Origin of the sequence: Arenibacter sp. F26102 (assembly GCF_023015865.1) — a bacterium.
Lineage (GTDB): Bacteria > Bacteroidota > Bacteroidia > Flavobacteriales > Flavobacteriaceae > Arenibacter.
Genome location: NZ_JALKBC010000011.1, coordinates 162660 through 183787, shown reverse-complemented (window position 1 = coordinate 183787; position 21128 = coordinate 162660). Strand labels below are relative to the sequence as shown.

The following is a 21128-nucleotide window of genomic DNA, read 5'->3' as shown; positions in this document are numbered from 1 at the left end:
TCCGTCATGTTTACTCTAAAACAAGCTATAACTTGCACTATTGATGCCTTGAATTTAGTGAATTTCTTTTGCCTTTAACTTTGCTACTTGCATAACTTCTTCTAAAGTAACAGGCAATCCCCCCCGAAGTTTGCTTTCATCTGCCGCTTTCATAAAAGCAAATGTTTCAAGAGTTTTTTCATTGCTTACCGGGATTACCCCTGTCTGAAAGTAGTTTATGATTTCTATAAGCAGTGAATCGTATCCATCGAATATCTCAAGATTTCCCTTGACCCCTTCACTACCGTGGACCATACCACCAAAAACAGTTTTTCCTCCTTCTGGGGTTGCCGTAAAGACACCTATTCGGCCATCATCCCAGACACCGCTTACAACCGTGGCTACCGGAGTGTCAACTCTTGAAACTTGTTTACATCCTGTTCCCATGAGCGTAAATAGGGCTTCGACACCATGAATTCCATAGTAGGCTAGATCCAGATGTCCTATAGCTTTTTTTGCAGAGCAATAGGTGTTGGCGCCAAGTACCTTTCCCACATCATCTTTCCCCGTTGCGATTTCAAGCGATTTCTGCGCAAATCGGGTACTTGAGGCGGAAAAAATAGGAGCATTATATTTCTTGGATGCTTCAAAAATTGCTATTGCACCTTCCAAGGAATTTGAGATAGGTTTATCTATGAACATTCGCTTTCCGGCCTTTAATACGGGTAGCGCTTCCTTCAGATGCCTTCTAGCATCTACTGATTCCAATAGAACTGCATCGACTTTTTTTAAAAGTTCATCAATGGAATTTACGATCTCAACTCCCATTCCTTGGATTTCTTCTGTAAACCGATCCAACCTGTCTATACTATCCGGGAGATCGACACTGCCTTTTGTAGGATAGGCCGCAACCACTTTGGAGCCGTTGAACTCAGGTCTTCCCGATTCGTTTATCGCTTTGGTAAAAACTTTAACGTGTGAGGTGTCAAGTCCAATGATACCTATCTTTATCACGCTTTTCTTTCTGTTACTCCCATACAATTCAGCAATATTGGCTGTCATTCCAATTCCCAATCCTGCCAAAGTAGTTGTTTTTATAAAATTGCGTCGTTTCCGTTCCATAGATTTATGTTTAATGCTTTAGTTCTAATGTTGATGGAAAATTGGTATTCATATCTCCTTTATACTTGTTAACCCCTTCAGCAAAATAAGGATTTCAGTTTCAACTTTTTTGATTTTAAAAACGATCCTATTTAACAGGAGGAGGTTAGTAATGACTTACATTGTTTAAAATTAAATGTCAGAATGGACCAATTCAAAAAGACAAATATTTTTACTTTTTAACGCTAGTCTAATTTATTTCTTTCCATTATGCTTTTAAAAATATCTTCTTTCTATATAAGAACCACAGAAATATCCATTTTACCATCACGAGACAAAGAGCCAGAAAAATAGGTTGAAGTATTCCGAAATACTTGGAGACCCCAAAAAATAGTACGTCCGATGTGAATTGGAAATCGATAAACCGCTGCCCAACCCATATAGTAATAGCATTCATGCCTATAACCACTAAGAAGAAAGTCCATTTTTTATACCCCTGAATTTCAATTATCCAGTAGAAAAGGGACATTAAAAGCAAGCTCCATCCTGATGTATAGAGAACAAAAGAACTTGTCCATATATTCCTGCTCAAAAAGAAAAACTGGCCCCATATCCAACCAACGGATAATAAAACTATAGAAGCAATCAACATGCCTGTAAGCTTCTGGATTTTGGTTTTGTTAAGGAGTAACCAATGACCTGCCAAAACACCAATTAATGTTGACGCAAGGGAGGTGAAAGTGGAAAGCACCCCTTGGCGGTCGTAAATACCTAAGCCTAGTCTTCCTGGCATAAGTTTCTGATCAAGCCAGGTTGTTAAACTACCTTCAGGAGTTAGCACTCCAGCTCCATATCCTGGAACAGGAATAAGTTTTACTGCGGCCCAATAACCTATCAATATTGCAATGATGGTATAAGCCTGAGTACGCCAGTTGGTATGCAAGACCATTAAACTTGCGAAAAAGTAACAGACCCCTATTCGCCCCAGAACACTTGACCACCTCATATTTGGCCAATCAAAATTAAATAGGCCATAATTAGCTAGGCCGAACAATATAAGTACGCCAGCTCGCTTGCTGACATGAAAGAATATATCTTTATCGCTCTTTCCATTATCTTTACTCCGTAAAATAACCATGGGTATTAGTATTCCGACCAAGAATAAAAAGAGCGGAAATATTTGATCGTAAAAATAAAAGCCATCCCAATCGGGATGATCCATATGGTTTGCCAAAGTCTCGGTGAATGAATTTGGCCAAACTTTTGCAAAACTTTTAAAAATTCCTTCACCACCTATAATAAAAAACATAGTTAAGCCACGGAGGGCATCAATAGAAATTAATCTACTACTACTACTACTACTACTACTGTGATTTGATGGACTTATTTCCGACTTTTCATTTTTTTGTTGATCATGTGAATTTTTCATGCGAATTTGATTAAAGTTGTCGAAATATTGGTTCGATTATTTGAAACATAAGAATAGGCCAAGCGTATTCACATGAATGTTTCCATAACATATCTTGAGGAGAAGGGGACTAATCAAAATCATTTTTTGGTGGTGGTCCGTCAGGTACCATACCTTTATACACATAATCTCCTTTACGTTTTTTATATTCTGCCTTCACTTCTTCCCTAAGCTTCGCATTTTCAAAAACGTCGACCATGGTCATTGTTAGAACCTTAGTGGCATTCAACATGCCTTTGTGGTCTATAGACATACCACTACATGCTACTACTGCCCAACTGTGCCATGGAATGTCTTGAGGGGCAGTAATAGCAGCCAAACGAATTGTTGGAACTACCCAACTTACATCACCTACATCGGTTGAGCCACCACTAAGATGCTCTAAAGTTTCTTCCATTGGGTAGATCTTGGTGTCAAAACCAACCTGTGGTTTCTTGGTCGATTCTTGTAATTTCTTAGCAAATACAATTTCATCTTCAGTAAAATCCAGTTCTCCCAAATACTCTATGTTTTTCTGCATAGCAGCTGCCCCTGTTCTATTGACAAGTACTTCATGAACACCGGAAACCAGGGAAATCTTATAATCAACATTGGCCATGATGGCAGCTCCTCTAGCTATTTCTTCAACATGTTTCCATATTTTTTCCATTCCTTCCCTATTGGTATCACGTACGCGAGTCCATATTTTGGCATAATCAGGCACAACATTAACCACTTTCCCTGCATCCATGATTTGATAATGAACCCTAGCAGAAGGACGCATATGCTCTCTGTAATAGTTGATTCCAGTGGTGTAGAGCTCAAGACCATCTACGGCACTTCTACCGTTCCAAGGTTCGCCGGAAGCATGGGCAGCGGTGCCCTCAAATTCCACAATAAAATCAACCAAGGCCAGCCCAGCCTGTACATCCACTTTGGTGAACATATCAGGATGCCAGTCCATCATAATATCTAGATCGTTAAATGCACCTTCACGGAGCATCCAGAGTTTTCCGAAATACTTCTCCTCGGCGGGAGTACCATAGAAACGTACCGTTCCATTGAGCTTACCGCTTTCTATTTGTTCTTTTATGATAGTTGCGGCCCCTAATGAGGCTACACCAAACAGGTTATGTCCACAGCCATGTCCCGCACCACCTTCATTAACAGGGTCCTTGTATGGCACCGTTTTTTGTGATAGTCCTGGCAAGGCATCAAACTCGCCCAGAATACCAATTATTGGTGCCCCAGACCCATACTCGGCTATAAATGCGGTAGCTAGACCCCCTACATTTTTGGTTATTTTGAATCCTTGATTTTCGGCATAGGCCATTAATGCGGCTGAGGATTGCTCTTCTTGTAAGGCAACTTCTTCATAGGCCCATATTTTATCTGAAAGGGCAGTAAGCTCATTCGCCTTCCTTTCCACACTGGATATTACAGCTTTTTTATTGGCATTAATTTTTGGTTTCTTTTGGGCCGATGTATGAAAAACTGCAACACAAAAAAATAATAGGAGTAGTTGTTTTTTCATAATGATTGGTTATGGAGTTTCAAGTGATTTTTCTCGCTAAAAATTAAATGTAAGCGTATCATTAGTAATGGTTCTATTTCGATAGTTCCTTTTTCAAATACTTTTCGCTTGTTCTTTGATTTTGCAATTTGACTTTGCCTTTTTCATGAAAGATAAACTATTAAGAAATTGGTAATTTGTAGCTTCAATATTGCTCCACATTTACTTCTAGCTTGTTCGTAAAGGAATTTTTCAGGATGGAAGCTAGTTTCTTCGCCATGTCCTCTTTCTTTTCGGGGAATTTATCGGACAGATTATTGGATTCTCCTGAATCTTCTTTCAAATTATATAGTTGTGGCTTGGGGAGGAATCCTGTTTCGATCTTTGGTCCCCATGGCACCAATTCAGGACCATTGTGCGGTGCAATATACTTCCAGGTACCCTCAACATAGGACAAGGGGCCTTCAAAGCTTTCTTGGACCAATGAATTTCTGCCAACCTTGTCGTTGCCCAATAAAACGTCTAAAAGGTCCTGACTATCTATTACATCATTTTCGATTTTATCAACTCCTGCCAAACGCCCAAAGGATTTCAAGAAATCCACTTGGCTGACCATAGCATTGGAAATGGTCCCTTTGCCTTTTCCATCTGGCCACCTTACTATCAATGGGATTCTGGAGCCCCCTTCCAGAGAGCTATATTTGCCACCCCTAAATTCGCCAGCTGGCTTATGGGCTCCATTGAGTTCCCTTGCTTGGTCATAGTATCCATCGTCCAAAACTGGGCCGTTATCACTCGAAAAGATGACTATGGTGTTGTCCAAAAGTTGTTGTTGCCTTAAGAGGGACATAATTTCACCAACTGTCCAATCCAATTGCAGGATTACATCACCTCTTGGACCCAAACCACTTTTGCCTTGAAACATTTTATTTGGAACCCGCGGTACATGGATATCATGGGTAGATAGGTAAAGGAAGAAGGGTTCATTTTTATTCAATTCAATAAAGTCGGTCGATTTTTTTACTAATTGCTGGGCGATGGTCTCATCGTCCCAAAGAGCGTTACTCCCCCCTGTCATCCAACCGATACGGCTAATACCATTTACGATGGTATTATCGTGCCCTTGAGATGGTTTCATTTTTAACAGCTCTGGGTTTTCCTTGCCAGTAGGCCAGTCGCCTATCTTTTCCTTGTAATCAACTTTTATGGGGTCGTTTAGATCTAGATTCACAATATGGTGATTTTCGACAAAAACACAGGGAACACGATCTCCTGTTGCTGGGATGATATAGGAATAATCGAACCCAATTTCCAAGGGTCCCGGAGTTATTTTTCCGTTCCAGTCGGGGCCTCCCGATCCTCCAAGACCCAAATGCCATTTGCCCACGATACCGGTTTCATATCCGGCAGATTTTAAAGTGGATGGTAAGGTGGTACTCATCGTATCGATCAAGAGGGACTCGTCTCCCTTTGCCACGCCGGTACCTTTCTTGCGCCATGCGTAATTACCTGTCAAGAGGGAATACCGGGAAGGCGTACAGGTAGCTCCCGTTGCATAGGCGTTTCTGAATACGATGCTCTGGGAGGCGAGGGAGTCCAAATTTGGAGTTTGAAGGCCAATACCGCCATACGGACTTATATCACCATAGCCCAGATCATCGGCATAAATAAGGACGATATTGGGTTTATTTGGTTTTTCAGTTGATTTATGGATTTCTGTGTTTTTACAACTTATTGCTAAAATGGTCAGAAGGAATAATATTAGAGGCAAATAATTTTTAAGGGTCATTGAATCAAAAGTTTTTTTTAAGAGAAAGTACATTGAGCTATCACACTAATTTAAAAGGTAAATTACAAAACCCTAACTTTATTCATGATTTTTTATTCATTTTTATGTTATTCTTAATTTTGTCGTGATTATGCTAGAGGTAAAATAAAACAGGTGTGCGGATATCCAGCTTTTTGCGGTTTTTGAGGGATGTCGATCTCCTTTGCCGATGCTATTCTGAACGGGATGGTAAACTTCTTGCGCATGATTGACATCAAAATGATACTCTCCGACCGTCATATCCCAAATACTGGGAAACAAGTGAGAACTAGGAAAAGGGTGCCGGAAGTATTTACTGGAACACATTCTTGGCAAATTTGAGGATACCAAGTTGTCTCCAGATGCGCGCACGCGCAAGGTTTACAATAGGGAAAAGTGGACGGGTTACGAAGTAGTTTTGGAGGTGTATTCCAATCTTAATGCAGCGGGAATATTACTTGTGTCAAAGGATTTAAAAGCAGGAGAAAGACGGGCTGTGGTTGTTTGCCAGGTTGGGCGAAACGGTTTGCCTCAGAATTTAATTGAAGAGAGCACCAGTTATAATGATATGGCCGCTAAACTTGCTGATCAGGGATTTGTGTTCTTTATAATGGAGAAGACCGTTACCGATGGTTGGACAGAAAAGCAAACACGATTAAGAAGACACTTTTTACCTTCATTATTTCTCAACACGAGCAAATTCTTCATTGGCTTGGAGAACTCCCTTATGTGGATAAGAATAGGATTGCTTTTTATGGAAAAAGCTATGGGGGAGAAACAGCGATGCGTGTCCCTTCGGTATTAGAAGGTTACTGCCTATCAATATGCTCAGGAGATTTCGGAGACTGGACTGTAAAGGTAGTGGATACCCAATTTAAAGGCAGTTTTGTGAATACTATAGAATGGGAAATGCCATATTTTAATATGGGAAATACATTCAGTTATGCAGAAATGGTATATCTTATATTTCCTAGACCATTTATGGTTGAAAGGGGGCATGATGACCTAGTGCAACCAGATAGCTGGGTTGCTTCCGAATTTGCAAAGGTCAGATATCTATATGCCCAGTTTAATTTGGTAGATAGAATTGGAATTCAATATTTTAACGGAGGGCATGCTTCTAAGAATGATGAAACCTTTGAATTCCTGCACAAGCATCCCAACTGGCCATGACAAAGTTCGAAAAAGAAAAATATATGAGGTTTTCCAATAAGTAAGCATTAAGAAGGATTAAAAGGCCTTGTACGGGTTGCAAGAAATTATATAGGTTAAGGAGGAATTATTTAATACAATGATTTTCATTAATCCAAATTCGGGTGCATTACTGAAAGCCATGAGAGAAATAGAAACTACAAGAGCGCAAACTAAAAAAATATTGATAGAAATTTAATTTTGAGGTTATGAAATGTAATCGTTTCAAGACCCGGCCAATGAGGTTTTCAACTGTATTTCCCGAGATATTGAGCATATAGGCAACATCATTCCCTTTTTTATTCATTATGAATATTTTTCCGGCTTTTTATAGGTAATGATTCCGTCTGGTTATCAACCCACCTTAACCCATCCACTATTTTATCTACTTCTTCGATCATGAGATTTTGAATTAACTCTATATGGGTTTCTTGAGGGGGATTTATTTCTTTTAGACCTGTGCAAGAACATTGCCATGGGTGTTTAAAATTGGACTTTTAACTGTACTGGATTTGCTTATTTATTCAAAATAATTGCAAATGGCCAAAAATGCCACTTATCCTTAATTGGGCCAATTATAAGTTAATCTACCTGCTTGCCCGGATGGCAACAAATTATGTTGAGACCAAAAGGGAGGTGCTGGATCGTACACTCTTATCGTTAATATTGAGGACCCTTCAAAAAGAAAGGCGCAGTATCCATAAAATTGGACTGCGCCTAACCAACTCAAACAACTATTTTTTTATGTCGATATATTACTGTTAAATTGTGTTTCTATTATATGCTTTTTTAAGATTGGATAGAAAGACTTTGTTTTAGCTAAAAAGCTAAATTTTGGTTGCGGAGGCTTTGTCCAAAAATAATTTGGTGTCATCATGTCTCCTTAAAATAGTAGCAGGGCATTCCGTATTTATTTCGTGGTACAGGGTGTTGTGTACCGCTTGCGCCTTTCGTTCATCGGGTACAACACAACTGATCGACTTACAGTTCAATATGGCAGTAATGGTCAGTGTGAGGGCTTGTTTCGGTACATCATCAAATGATGGAAACCATCCTTCACCCAATTGCTGGTTTCTGCAGGCCTCGTCCAAAGTGACTAGTTTTACCAGTTTTGGGTCGTTGAAATCCGCCACATCGGGATCGTTGAAGGCGATATGTCCGTTTTCGCCGATACCGATACATGCTATGTCGATAGGATGTTTTTTCAGGGCCTCTGAATATTGGTTCAATTCGGTTTCGATATCTTCGGCATTGCCATTTAGTAAATAGACTTTTTTAGGCTTCACGTCATCGAGTATTCTATCTTTAAGATACTTTCGGAAACTTGCGGGATGCGTATCGGAAATGTCCTTGTATTCGTCCAGATGGAAAACTGTTATTTTCTGCCAATCGATATCTCTTTCCTTTAAGGCTTCGAGAAATTTAAATTGCGAGGCACCGGTAGCCAGTATTAAATTGGCACTTCCCTTACTGGCAATGGCCTCGGTCAGTTTTTTTTGTACAAAATCCGCCGCTGCCTTGCCCATGGTGATGGGCTCTTCGTAAACGGCGACTTCTAGGTTGTCAACTTTTAAGGTTTTTGTCATTATTTTATATTTACTTGATTATAAATTATAGCTTATCCGTTAAACAAACTCCGCAATGGCGAACCAGGTAGTCAGCAACGAAAATAGGATGACCGCTATGATAGCGATATTCCATTTGGTTTCGGCGGTGTATTGGTGCATGAGTTTTTTCTTGTTGATGAGAACAAATATTGGGATGGCCACTGCCGGTAGGATGCAAGCCTGAAAAGCCTGCGAGAATACCATGAGTGCTGGCGGGCGTTCCTCTAAAAAGACCGTACCGAAGGTGAACAAAAGGGCTGCGAAAATTAGGAAACGCGATGATGTGGAATGTATATTCCTGGGTGTACCCCGGTAATCGGCTATTAACCAAGGCGCAATCAGTACAATCGGGAATATGGTTGAAAGTCCTGCCCCGGCAATACCAATTATCAATATAAAAGCAGCGATTTTTCCGCCAATGGGTTCAAATAGATCGATCATCTCCACCGTGTTTTCAAGGGTCTGACCAGAAACATACAAGGTACCTGCTGCGACGGCCATGATGGCACCACTCAATAACAACATCATAGAGGCTGAAACGGCGGCATCTTTTTTCTCCTCCTTTAAGTTTTTTATGCCCCATCCTTTTTCGGCAACTACGGTGCTACGCATAATAAATACGGCTGCGGAACAAGTCGTGCCCGTTATGGCGGCGATGAGACCGAGCGAACCAGGTGTGTCGGGAATACTGGGTACGATACCCGAAATCAATGTGGAGAAGCTTGGTTTTACCATAAAGAAAACAACCAAAAATGAAAGCCCCATTAACACCACCAAAACAGTCAGAATTACTTCGAATGTTTGATATCGCCCATACCAAAGAAGAAAGAAAAGAATGATTACAAAAAAGAGGATGATCCAAAAAGTGTTGATGATTTCACCGTCAAAGGCAATCCGGATGCCTTCCTGGACCAGATCGGCGACAATGCCCATCACGCCTATCAGGGCGAGAATTTCACCGATGATAAGAGCGGTTATAATATATAAGGATAGTGCCCAACCATATTTAAATTCCGACTTAAAATTGAACAAAGCGGTTCTGCCGGTCACCAAGGTTACTTTACCATAGGCCACCATTAGGATATAGGTAAAAAAACATGAAAGAATAAGTGCCCAAAACAATCCCATACCATGCTCGGCCCCAGTTTTGGCCATGGTGGTCACGCTGCCTGTACCAATATTATAACCGATAAGGAAAAGTCCGGGACCTACGGCACTAAGAGCTAGAAGTATTTTTTTTCGAGTGGATTTGTTTTTCATACGTTACTTTCTTTTATAAACCGATTCGCTTGAACCAATGTTTGTTGGATATTAAATTCGTTGTTTTCCTTTGTAAATAGATAGAAATCCATACGCTTACACAATCCTATTATACCTCTTTTTACCATTGAAAACCTTAGAGTGGGATTCTTAAGTGGAGTTTTTGTTTTATCTGTTTTTAACATTTCTAAAACAATTTGTCCTAGGGATTACTAGACTATATGCTCTTTTGTTTTTCTGAACCCTGTGTATGGTCCCAATATTTTTTTCATTAAGCTTTTTTGTGGCTATTCCTGCACTAAATTGGCAGTCCCGGGTTCCTTAAAATTTATGTAATAATCTAAGTTTTGATCAATGATAATATCAAGTGGCACATATTGTATTTTTGGAGGAATTTTTTTGTAAACAAAATAATGGAATAGTGTTTTTACCGCCATAGCACCTTGAAAATAAGGTCTTTGAGATATGAGAAAGTCAATATTTCCGTTCTTCATTTCTAGGATATTGTCTTGCAACATATCAAACCCTATCATCTTTACCGGTAGCTCATGGAGAAAATGGTAATGGGCAATCAAAGAGGCTCTGGAATTAGTAACAAATACACCTTTTGTCCCTGGATTCTTTATATGATACTTTGTTAACTCTATAGTGATATCCTCCTTCTTGATAGATGGTATGGTAATAGATTTGATTTTTCTAGATCCTTTGTTGTTTGTCGAGTCAAAAAACTCACGAAAGCCTTTCTCAATTATGCCTAGATGGCTGTTTTCCAGTCCTTTTACCAGATTTAGAATCAGAATGTCGTCCTGACTATTCAAGATTGAACTCATCAGTTTTCCTGCCACATAACCGCTACCTTTTAAATCAGGCCCTATATAGCAGAGGTTTTTTTGGTTTGGGATGAATGCATCAATAAAAATATAAGGGATCTTTTTCTCTTCAAGCTTTTTAATGAACAAAATGCTCTCTTCTTCAAAAAGTGGAGCTAATATAACTCCATCAGGTTGCATTTCTAGAACAGCCAACGTTTTTTTGGAGTAACTCGATTCTTCAAACGGATCATAGTCAAACGAATGGTGCGTGATACCATAATCTTTATAATCAGCCGCAGTTTGCTCAATGCCATCTTTAGGGAGTGTCCAGTAGCCTTGTGTGGACGAAGGTCGTGGTAAAAGGCTGCAAATGCGGTACTGTTTACCTAATGCCAACGTGCTTGCCAAAAAATTCGGATTAAAATCAAGTATTTCAATCGCCTCCATTATTTTTTTTCTTTTGGCCGTCGAAACATGCCCCCTGTTGTGGATAACTCTGTCAACGGTTCCTACGGAAACATTTACATAGTTGGCAATGTCTTGAATAGTAGTTTTTTTTGTTTTCACCACGAATTTTATTTTAATACTGAATGAATTTATTAGTGTGTGGGCACACAAAAGTATTATATTTTATCAATATAAACCCTTATAAATCATAATTATTTCAATAAAATAGATTTTTTTTACAAAATTTGTGTGCCCACACATTTTTTTTGTATGTTTGGGCAATCGATGGCATTTACTGGAGAAGATTGCGTGTAGGTTGATTGGATTGATAATTTAAATTATAATAAAAATGGAAAATCCATTTCCTATCAAGGATATCAGTAATAATGGCGATGTAGTAAGGAAGTAATTATGCTTTTGCTTGAAGGGATAAAAGGCAATGCATAGTGCTTATAGAGTACAAAAAAAATACCATTTCAATATTTCATTTACAAAAACCTATGAATAGGAAACAGTTACAAATTAATAAACATACAAATTTCATTAAAGTCATTTTAACGCTATCATTGGTCATATTGCTTGCAGGTGGTGAAGTGAGGGCGCAGGATGATCTTGATTTGTTCCAAAATAATAATTGGATTCATTTCAGTGATGCCCCCAACTCATTATATCATCATCTTGCTGGGCAGGCATACAGTCTTCTTGATAAGCTAGCTGGTGATGTGGCCGGAATACGTTCATTGTCCGATAGGAAGGAAAGGCTAAATGAAACTCTGATTGATGTCATGGGGCCTTTCCCGGAAAGAACCCCTTTAAATGCGAAAGTTTTAAGAACCATCGATAAGGATGATTACAGGGTTGAGCATATTGTTTATGAGTCACAGCCCGGATTTTATGTTACCTCCTCCATGTTTATCCCCGATGGCTTAAAGGGCAAGGCACCAGTTGTGATTTACGCCAGTGGTCATACGCAGGACGGCTATAGAAGGCCAAAATACCAGCATATAATACTGAATCTTGTGAAAAAAGGATTTATCGTGTTTGCTTTTGATCCTGTTGGCCAGGGTGAGCGTTTTGAGTATTACGATTCTGAAACCGGCAAGTCTTCCGGAGGCGATCCTTCAAAAGAACATTCTTATTCTGGGGCTCAGGCTTTTATAACAGGAAGCTCCCTAGCTCGCTATATGATTTGGGATGGCATCAGGGCGGTGGACTATCTACTTACCAGACCAGAGGTGGATCCTGCCAAAATAGGGATAACAGGACGTTCGGGCGGAGGAACGCAATCTGCTTATATCGCTGCGTTTGACGAACGTATTTATGCTGCCGCTCCAAGTAATTATATTACCAATTTCACAAGGTTACTTCAGTCTGTAGGACCTCAGGATGCTGAGCAGAACCTGCCCGATGCAATCGCACGTGGAATAGATCATGCTGATTTGTTGCTTGTCCGGGCTCCTAAACCTGTCTTAATGTTAACAACCACCAATGACTACTTTAGCATTCAAGGGGCCAGAGAGACGGCAAAAGAGGTGTCGACCATATATGAAGCCTATGGTAAGGAAGGGGATTTTAGCATGGTAGAGAGTGATGCGGGCCATGCGTCTACACAGGAAAATCGGGAAGCAATGTATGCCTTTTTCCAAACGCATTTGGATAATCCTGGGGACTCAAAGGATCAAGAAGTTGAAATTTTAAGCGAAAAGGAGATAATGGTAACCAAAACAGGACAGGTTTCAACCTCCTTTGAAGGGGAAACAGTTTTTAGTTTGAACCGTAATTATGCAGAAAAACTGGTCAATGAATTACAAATTTCAAGAAAGGACCTTTCCAGTCACCTGCCCAAGATATTGAGGTCGGCCAAAGAGCTTTCGGGATACCAAGAGCCGGTAGTAACCGATGAGTCCATTTTTATCGGACGCATTCAAAGGGATGGTTATGTAATAGAGAAATATGTTGTACATGGTGAGGGCGATTATATTATTCCTTATCTGTTAATGGTGCCGGATAAGCCAAATGGTAAGGGCCTTATCTACTTGAATCCTCTAGGGAAGGGAGCCGAGGCTTCAGTAGGTGGGGAGATAGAATGGTTTGTTCGTCAGGGTTTTACTGTGATGGCCCCGGATATAATCGGAGTAGGTGAAATGGGGCCGGGTGATTTTCATGGAGACTCATATATAGAAGGCAACTCCTATAATATCTGGTATGCTTCCTTGCTTATAGGCAGAAGCATTGTTGGAATACGAGCAGGGGATGTTGTTAGGCTTACCCGAATGCTAGAGAAAAATACAGAGATAAGCGAGGTATATGGTTTTGCTAGGAAGGAAATGGCGCCTGTGTTATTACATGCGGCTGCTTTTGATTCGGCTATTGCCAGAATAGCCCTTATAGAGCCATATTCTTCATACCAATCCATTGTGATGAACCGTTTCTATAATCCTGACTTTATTCACGGTACCGTTCCTGGATCTCTTAAGGCTTATGATCTTCCCGACCTGGCCGCCAGCTTGGCACCAAGAAAGCTGATGATGATTGGTGTTACAGATGGCCTGGGCAATACCATTGATTCTGGAAATATCACAGATGAATTTACCATGATTAAAACGGCTTATCAAGAGAAAAACGTAGGACGGCAATTGAATATTAAATCTGGGAAATTACCTGAAAAGCAGATGTACGATCTTTTTATGGAATGGATAAAATAATAAAAATGTATATAGTTCAGAAGGTTACTAGTAAGTAGTGGTCTGAATTAAGGTTCAATGTAATAGAAGTAAATATATATTCATAAAAATAATTTATAAATTATGCAAAATTTGAATGATTCAAGAAGGAAATTTATTAAGAAATCTTCTTTGGGTGCAGCTGGGGTTACCATAGGAGCTATGGGATTTCCGGCAAGTAGTTATGCCCGTATTATTGGTTCCAACGACCGGATTAATATTGGATTTCTAGGGTGTGGTGCTCGAAGCGGTGGGCATCAAATTATGGTTGAAGCGTCGGCCAAGAAAAAGAACCTTAATGTAGTTTCCGTTTGTGATATTTGGAAGGTCAATAAAGAAAAAGCAGCTGCAAACTGCAAAAAGATGTTTGGAACTGATGTGAAGCAGTTTAAATATTCCGAAGATATGCTTGAAATGAAAGATCTTGACGCGGTAATGATAGGTACAGGCGATCATCAACATGCAAAGTTGTTGGCGGAAGTTGTTGGGGCGGGTAAAGATTGTTATTGTGAAAAACCTATGGCCACAGATGTGGAGGATGCTAAGCTTGCGAGAAATGCTGTTTTGGCCACCTCACAGGTTGTACAGCTGGGGTCACAATGGCTGAGCGACCCTATGCAGCTCAAGGTGCGCGATATCATTCGTTCCGGGAGATTGGGCCAGATTACAAAAATTGAACAGGTATGGAATGATAATGATCATCGCTGGCATGTTCCAAATGATCCCGATGTTGCTGCTATTAGAGAAGAGGACACTGACTGGAACAGGTGGCTTTTAGGTAAACCTTATGTTCCCTTTGATGCTCGAAAATACTTTGAATTTAGGATATTCCGTGATTATTCGGGTGGAATTACCTCACAATGGATGAGTCACGGGGCTGGATTGGTTCATTTCTACACAGATACGGACATTCCGGATACAATGGTTGCCAATGGTGGGATATTCGGTTGGCCAGACATCCGCCAAAATCCGGATACCTTTCAGGCGCTTTCAACCTATGACGATGAGAAATTTTCTTATTCTTACGCTTCCAATTATGCCAACAAATTCGGTGATCACACTTGTATACGGGGGAAAGACGGAACTTTATTTGCAGCTGGAGGTGAAGGAAGTCCACGCTGGTTTTTTATACCCGAACACCAAAATATTCCTGGGGGGTTTGATTTTTATGGAGGAATGAAAGAGGCAGTAAAGAGTGGAAAAGCGGAAATTGTAACAACGGAAGAATACGATATGAAAGTTGGACCCGTTTATTTGAGCGATAATATGCCTTTTCACCTTGATAATTGGGTTGATTGTATGAGGAACAGGGATCTTGTACCCAATGGTCATATTCATACGGGCTTTTGGCATTCGATTGCTAGTATAATGGCTACACAAGCTTACCGTGAAGGTAAGAAGCTTTATTGGGATCGAGAGAGCGAAAAGATTGTAGATCATCGCTAATTATTTTATTGATTCTACAATTCGTTTGCTAATTAAAAATTTGCTATTGGTCCAGCTATTTATACCCATTAAACATGGCTAAACACTTGAATGGCCACATTGCTATGGTTGAGGTTGGTCATCCAAATTTACATCGAAAAGAAGAATACAATATCAATATAAAGAGGATTATCCCATAAAATTTGTAAATAGAAAATAGCTGGGGAATGCCCAGCTATTTTTTTGTTTAGTTTTAATTATTTACACATTATAATGGTAGGTCTCCAGTAAGTTCGTTTAAAATTTTGAGTTGGTAAGATTCAGAATACCGTACTATGATCTATACGCACGTTTCAGAAACCATTATCAGCGAAATAAAAAAACCGTGTGCTCATCTTTGGCTTCAAATCAAGTTGTATTATAGTATAGATTTTTATGCAATCTGCGATGCGTGATAAAAATGAAGATTACCACTAAAAATTTCACAGTATAATGAAAAACAGACATTTAAAATTAACAACCATTATCCTGATTTTAATATTCGGGGTAGGAATAGGAATTTTTATTAGACACAATAAGACGGCTTGGTCCTTCATTCAAAAGCCATTTGGTGAAACTTATATAAAGTTTGACGATACACGGGAGTCAGATTGGGGTAAAGCATTTGAAATAGTTGAAATTAAATCGAGTAAGGACAATAATTTCCAGAAATCATATTTCTATAAATCAAAGTCACCTGATCCAAAACCATTAATAGTAAGTTTACATACTTGGAGTGGTGATTATTCACAAAAGGACGACTTAGCAGAGCTATGCAAACAGAAGGATTTGAATTATATCCATCCAGATTTTCGCGGGGCAAACAAAACAGTTAGTGCCTGCTGCAGTGAATTGGCATTATCAGACATTGATGATGCAATAACTTACGCGATTGGGAATTCCAATGTTGACACAGATAGAATATATGTTATGGGTGTAAGTGGTGGTGGCTATGCCACGCTAAGTACTTTTATGAAATCTAAACATAAGATTAAAAAGTTTTCAGCGTGGGCATCAATAACAGACTTGATGGCTTGGCATAATGAAAGTAAAATAAGAAATAACAATTACGCAGCGAATATTCTTGATTGCACAGGTTCAGACACCGTACTGAATACCGCAAATGCTCAACTAAAATCACCGCTTTATTGGAATTCCCCAGTAGAGAAATTAGAAAGTTCAAAACTTTTTATTTATGCCGGTATTTTTGATGGAATACAAGGTAGTGTTCCGATAAGCCATTCAATACATTTTTACAATAAGTTATTGACAGATATGTCCGTAACTGACACCTTAAAATATGTAACGACTTCCGAGAAATTGAAGTTGTTCGAAAAACGGGAACCATTGGGAGAATTTGGGAATATTGCCGATAGAAAAATTTGTTTAAAGAAGGAATTTGGAAATTTAAGTTTATCAATATTTGAAGGTAATCACGAAATGTTAACAGAATTTGCATTAAATGAACTACTTGAGGACTAACAATAGACCGTCAAAATCATAGTCTTCAAAGACACTATTCCTATCCTGCAAAGCGGTGTAAATTGAATATAACAGGGGTCCGGCTTTTTTCTAAAGTTCTGACCTTTTTTTCGTCCCTGCGTAGCCGCAACGCTGTAAATGGTCTTGGTGACCTCACATCTTGGGGACGATGCCACCTATTTAAACAATTAACGTAGATATATCCTAACACTGGCTAACTTGACTGTTGTGGCACATTCCCTTTGTATAGCGCGATACGATCGCGTTCTCGAGCCCGTCGATATATGGTCGCGTTTGGGTACTATCATGCAATTGAAGGCGCCTCACGGTCCTTGGAACGGCTATTCCCGATGGAGGTTGCGCCCCATTATGGCAAAATAAACATTATCCATGTTGGAATCAAACGGTCGGCTATGCTTTCCGTAATCCAAATGGGCATAGAGCTCACTGCAGTTTTGAACTGCTTTAGAAATTGATCGGTGAACCCATTTTTAGAAAGTGCAAATAGTTAGGGTTAAACCAAAAAATAGCTGGGGAAAGCCCCAGCTATTTTCTATTTATACACGTTATAAGATAGTCCTTTTATAGGTCTTTTAGCCATTGCAAAAATTCCAATTCGGTATCGGATAATTTAAGTTTTTCACCTAGTTCCTTGGTAGCTTTTAAATCTTCTTTGAAAATGGACAATGCTATTTGGGTCGATGCGTTATTGGTAGATGTCGCTATTAATTGGTCTTCAACCAAATTAGTGCTCCCTCCCATTGTTTTAGCGGCCAATAGACCCGCTAGATGATTGGTGCTATTCATGGAATAGTGTTCTTTTGTATATGTAATAATAGCAAGCATTACCTCTTTGCTCTCGTTGTGTTTTCCCAGTTTGTCAAGGGTTATAGCCGTCAAATAATCACATATTCTTTCATCCGGGGTATAAGGCTTGCCCACACCAATATTTTCAGGCCATTTTTTGGCTTTTTCTAAAACAGCCAGTGCGTTGGTGTACTTCTCTTTTTTAATTTCTTGTACAGCCATTGCTATGTACGCCTTTTCGTATATATTTCGGCTCTCGTTGGCATGTTCATAAGGCAGCACCTGTATGTCCTCAAGTATTTTTGAAACTTGTTGATAGTGCTCAAGGTTTAAAAGCGACTTCGCATATGCTAATCCTATATTGTAGTTTTTTGGGAATTTCTTATAAGCTTTCTTTGAAAGTGAGTAGGCGTTTTTATCTTCTTCGAGTAATTGGTTCAATAGAATGTTTTCTTCCCATACCTTCCAATCATTGGGTTGTAAGTCCAAAGCTTTTTGTAGATCTTCAAGGGCAGACTTAGAAGAATAAGTATCCAAATCAGCTAAATATAGCTTTGCCCTAAAGCGGTAAAATACAGGTGAATCCGGTTCATTCGCCAATTCCTTTAAAATATTGATTCCTTTGGTCTTTAATCCTACCGCAATATAATTTTGGGCCAAGTAATATTTTAATTTCCAGTTTGTGTTTTTCGCTGTGGCCCATTCCAGAACAGGAATTGTTTCTCTACGGTATGGAAAAATAAAATCGATTGGCTCGGATAACATAGCATTCAAAAGTAGTTCGCTCGCATTCGGATCTGAATCTTTTTGCAAGTAAGCGCTCCAAAGCTGGTTTTTAGGACTTTTAAAGCTAGAGGATAAGGTTAAGATCGCTTCAGATTTAAAATTGAGTTCGTTGTACCGCAATGCTTGGGTCAATAAGGTTTCTTCCTTAAATTCGTTTTGAATATTTAGGTCAATTTTGAAATCACTTGATTCGTCAATTAGTCGTGCAGTTTCAATAGCCACTAAATAGTTTAAAGGATCAATTGATAGAATACGTTCTTTTTCTAGATTGAACGCATCTTGATCATTGTTGGCCCTATGTAGTAGAAGTAAAACTTCTCTGGCATTAATGCCGTAAGTATTAAAATCCAGTGATTTATTGGCATAAGTCTCAGCTCGAGAATAATTTTTATCGGCTAGATAGATTTCGGCTATTTGGGCATAGGCAACAGACCTATATTTAATATCACGTGCTGCCCAGCCTAAGGATTCTAAAGAATTGATAGCATCATCCTTCGCCCTGTAAATTATACCTGCCATGTAATTGGCACTAGAATTATAGGTGTCCATTCGTAGAACGGTGTTAGCATATTCTAGCGCAAGGTCATAATTGGTTTTACGGTACTCCAATTCAGCTAATTTGACCAATGCTGCAGTGTTTGATGGGTCAATTTTAACTAGATTGGACAGGTGTTCATGGGCTTTTTCAAATTCACGGGATTCTAGGGTCTCAATACCCGCAAAAAGTAGTTTTTCACTTTCGGAGATATCCAAGTCTTTATCAGAATGAAAAGGCCTTTTTAACGTGTTTTCCGTAGAAGCACTGTTATAAGATAACTCAGTTCCATCTACATAAACTTCTATTTCTTCTGTGCTATCAAGAGTTATTTTTTTTGAAAATATATCCATAGGTTTTAGGTCAATTGCCTCGGTAAGAGCTTTTTGTCCGGCTATAATATGAATTTCCGAATGTAAATCTTGTAGTGCGTTTACACTGATCACCGCTTCTCCATCAACGATTTCAACATTCAAAACCCCTTCTGGTGAAGCATCTACCATGCCTCCTATTTTTTTGAAAGGAAACCAGATTTCACTCCATCTGTCCATTACATAGGGGTCGAATCCTACTTGGCTAATTGGGTTTACAGCTTCTGTTAGTTTGTATTGGTCAAAAAGTCTTCCTGCCTGAAACTCTATATATTGGCCATCAGTGTCTGTAAGTAAATCTTCCCAAATACCTCCGGATCGTGATTGGGACCAAAGCCATAGTTTTTGTCCAGGCATTTCCTCATAAAGAGACCATTGACCAAAACCGAACTCTTTATCATGATAATAACCACCAAAAAAGTCATTAAATTCACCTACTATGTGGTATGATTTATCCGGACCGAAATTATTATTTTTATACATTAAAAGATTTCGATCTTTGTCGTCTATAGGCCAAGAATGAGCATCTCCATTATGCTTTAAATAAGCATTTCCAGGAATAAAAAATTCTAAATCGTTACTAGTTCTTGCAGCCCCAGTCATCCAATTGTAATACGATTCCGTTAGGGGAGAGGCATTGTACCAAGATGCATTTGTTTCAAAATAGGCCTTATCTTTCTCTAATCTAATTTCTACGGTCCATTTTGTGTTTGAAGGCAAGTCTAAGTTACTAACAAAACAACTGACACTACCATCTGCATTGGTGCGCATTAGGTAGTCTACAGGTGTTGCAGTAGACGGATGATGCCCAATGACCCCAAAGTTGAATTCAATGCCTCCAGAGGTCCAAGGACCTCTCATGCCGATATTCCGAAACTTTATAACCTCATTTTTATATAGGAATTCTTCTCCTGTACTTTTTTCAATGGCTCCCCAGATTTTTCCACCTATTTCGGGCAGTACCATTACTTTAATGTAATCGTTTTCTAAGGTGACAACCTTCCAATCTTTTTTCTTTGATTTTTGTTGATAGCCTTCAAACTTAAAATACGGGTAGATTTCGGCATTTTCAGTCAATAGTGGCACAGGATTGGGCTCTCCAAAACCATAGGTGTCTATTGATTTTAATTCTTCTTTAATGGATATAGATTGTGCTTGGGCATTAAAATACAGGCCAACAGCTAAAAGTACTAAGGTTAGGTGTAAATGTTTTGACATTAGAAATTAGTTTTAAATGTGTTAGGAACTTGATTGTTGCTAGAGTAAATGCGTAAGGTCTCTTTGTAAGCTAATGGAATTGCTTTAATATCTCTGGCCTCTACGTTAAGGTCTATTCCGCTTTTTTTTTGATTCAAAGCATTGGGTATTCCTTTTTCTTCGCCGATTAGAAGAGTTCTTTTATTGGAGTCATACCTGCTATTTTTAAACGGAGTCCCATAAAAAATGTCGACTAATATGGCATCCAGATTGGGATCACTATTAAGATACTCTGTATGGATATTATGGATTGGAGCAAATTGATCAGAGGCGGGGAAAGACGGGATTTTAAAGTTATTGTCACTCAGATTTTCTAGATATCCAGTAGCAAAAGTATTTGCTTCCAGAACCACTGCATTGGCCAAATGTCCAAGCTTAAAAATATCGGTGATTTTTTCAATACCATTAAACGTTCTGTTCCCGGCCAATATGGGGTGAGTCGCCATAATTAACACAAGAAATATTAATGTTTTTTTTATCATAGTGTTAGGGAAATTATACATTCTTTGTATCCATACGAGTATATTGATAACGAGCCC

Annotated in this window: 14 protein-coding genes; 5 read left to right on the top strand and 9 right to left on the bottom strand. The window is 39.1% G+C overall.

The window, feature by feature from the left end; translation table 11 throughout:
- Nucleotides 1-54 precede the first annotated feature (54 nt).
- From MWU78_RS15995 to MWU78_RS15980, 4 genes are all read right to left on the bottom strand, one after another.
- Nucleotides 55-1101, bottom strand: a complete 1047-nt coding sequence (locus tag MWU78_RS15995; RefSeq protein WP_246999531.1) for a Gfo/Idh/MocA family oxidoreductase — start codon at nt 1099-1101, stop codon at nt 55-57.
- Nucleotides 1102-1348: 247 nt separating this feature from the next.
- The gene (locus MWU78_RS15990) at nt 1349-2509 is read right to left on the bottom strand and encodes a DUF5009 domain-containing protein (protein ID WP_246999529.1); all 1161 of its coding nucleotides are present in this window, start codon (nt 2507-2509) and stop codon (nt 1349-1351) included.
- A 109-nt stretch (nt 2510-2618) separates the two neighbouring features.
- Complete coding sequence (locus MWU78_RS15985) at nt 2619-4061, bottom strand: amidohydrolase (RefSeq protein WP_246999527.1); 1443 nt, start codon at nt 4059-4061, stop codon at nt 2619-2621.
- 184 nt (nt 4062-4245) lie between these two features.
- Nucleotides 4246-5829: an arylsulfatase gene (locus tag MWU78_RS15980; protein WP_246999525.1), complete on the bottom strand. Its 1584-nt coding sequence runs from the start codon at nt 5827-5829 to the stop codon at nt 4246-4248.
- Nucleotides 5830-6199: 370 nt separating this feature from the next.
- On the opposite strand from MWU78_RS15980, the gene MWU78_RS15975 reads away from it, so the two are divergent.
- Together MWU78_RS15975 and MWU78_RS15970 are read left to right on the top strand one after the other, a co-directional pair.
- Nucleotides 6200-6652: a hypothetical protein gene (locus MWU78_RS15975; protein WP_246999523.1), complete on the top strand. Its 453-nt coding sequence runs from the start codon at nt 6200-6202 to the stop codon at nt 6650-6652.
- A gap of 83 nt (nt 6653-6735) precedes the next feature.
- Nucleotides 6736-7020 (top strand): hypothetical protein, encoded by a 285-nt coding sequence (locus MWU78_RS15970; RefSeq protein WP_246999521.1) that lies wholly within the window; start codon nt 6736-6738, stop codon nt 7018-7020.
- A gap of 845 nt (nt 7021-7865) precedes the next feature.
- On the opposite strand, the gene MWU78_RS15965 is transcribed toward MWU78_RS15970, so the two are convergent.
- From MWU78_RS15965 to MWU78_RS15955, 3 genes are all read right to left on the bottom strand, one after another.
- Nucleotides 7866-8624 carry a glucosamine-6-phosphate deaminase gene (locus tag MWU78_RS15965; RefSeq protein ID WP_246999519.1) on the bottom strand — a complete coding sequence of 253 codons (759 nt, stop codon included), beginning with the start codon at nt 8622-8624 and terminating at the stop codon, nt 7866-7868.
- A gap of 39 nt (nt 8625-8663) precedes the next feature.
- Nucleotides 8664-9905 (bottom strand): Nramp family divalent metal transporter, encoded by a 1242-nt coding sequence (locus MWU78_RS15960; RefSeq protein WP_246999516.1) that lies wholly within the window; start codon nt 9903-9905, stop codon nt 8664-8666.
- Between the two features lie 287 nt (nt 9906-10192).
- Nucleotides 10193-11284, bottom strand: coding sequence for a substrate-binding domain-containing protein (locus MWU78_RS15955; RefSeq protein WP_246999514.1), 1092 nt, complete (start codon nt 11282-11284; stop codon nt 10193-10195).
- Nucleotides 11285-11664: 380 nt separating this feature from the next.
- On the opposite strand from MWU78_RS15955, the gene MWU78_RS15950 reads away from it, so the two are divergent.
- The 3 genes from MWU78_RS15950 (at nt 11665) to MWU78_RS15940 (ending at nt 16833) form a co-directional block, all read left to right on the top strand.
- Nucleotides 11665-13869, top strand: coding sequence for an acetylxylan esterase (locus MWU78_RS15950; protein WP_246999512.1), 2205 nt, complete (start codon nt 11665-11667; stop codon nt 13867-13869).
- A 102-nt stretch (nt 13870-13971) separates the two neighbouring features.
- Nucleotides 13972-15333 (top strand): Gfo/Idh/MocA family oxidoreductase, encoded by a 1362-nt coding sequence (locus MWU78_RS15945; RefSeq protein ID WP_246999510.1) that lies wholly within the window; start codon nt 13972-13974, stop codon nt 15331-15333.
- 471 nt (nt 15334-15804) lie between these two features.
- Entirely contained in the window at nt 15805-16833 is a 1029-nt protein-coding gene (locus tag MWU78_RS15940; protein ID WP_246999507.1) for a prolyl oligopeptidase family serine peptidase, read from the top strand.
- A 582-nt stretch (nt 16834-17415) separates the two neighbouring features.
- On the opposite strand, the gene MWU78_RS15935 is transcribed toward MWU78_RS15940, so the two are convergent.
- Nucleotides 17416-20550, bottom strand: a complete 3135-nt coding sequence (locus MWU78_RS15935; protein WP_246999505.1) for a DUF5107 domain-containing protein — start codon at nt 20548-20550, stop codon at nt 17416-17418.
- Complete coding sequence (locus tag MWU78_RS15930; RefSeq protein WP_246999503.1) at nt 20550-21035, bottom strand: hypothetical protein; 486 nt, start codon at nt 21033-21035, stop codon at nt 20550-20552. The genes MWU78_RS15935 and MWU78_RS15930 overlap by 1 nt, the downstream gene beginning before the upstream one ends.
- Nucleotides 21036-21128 lie beyond the last annotated feature (93 nt).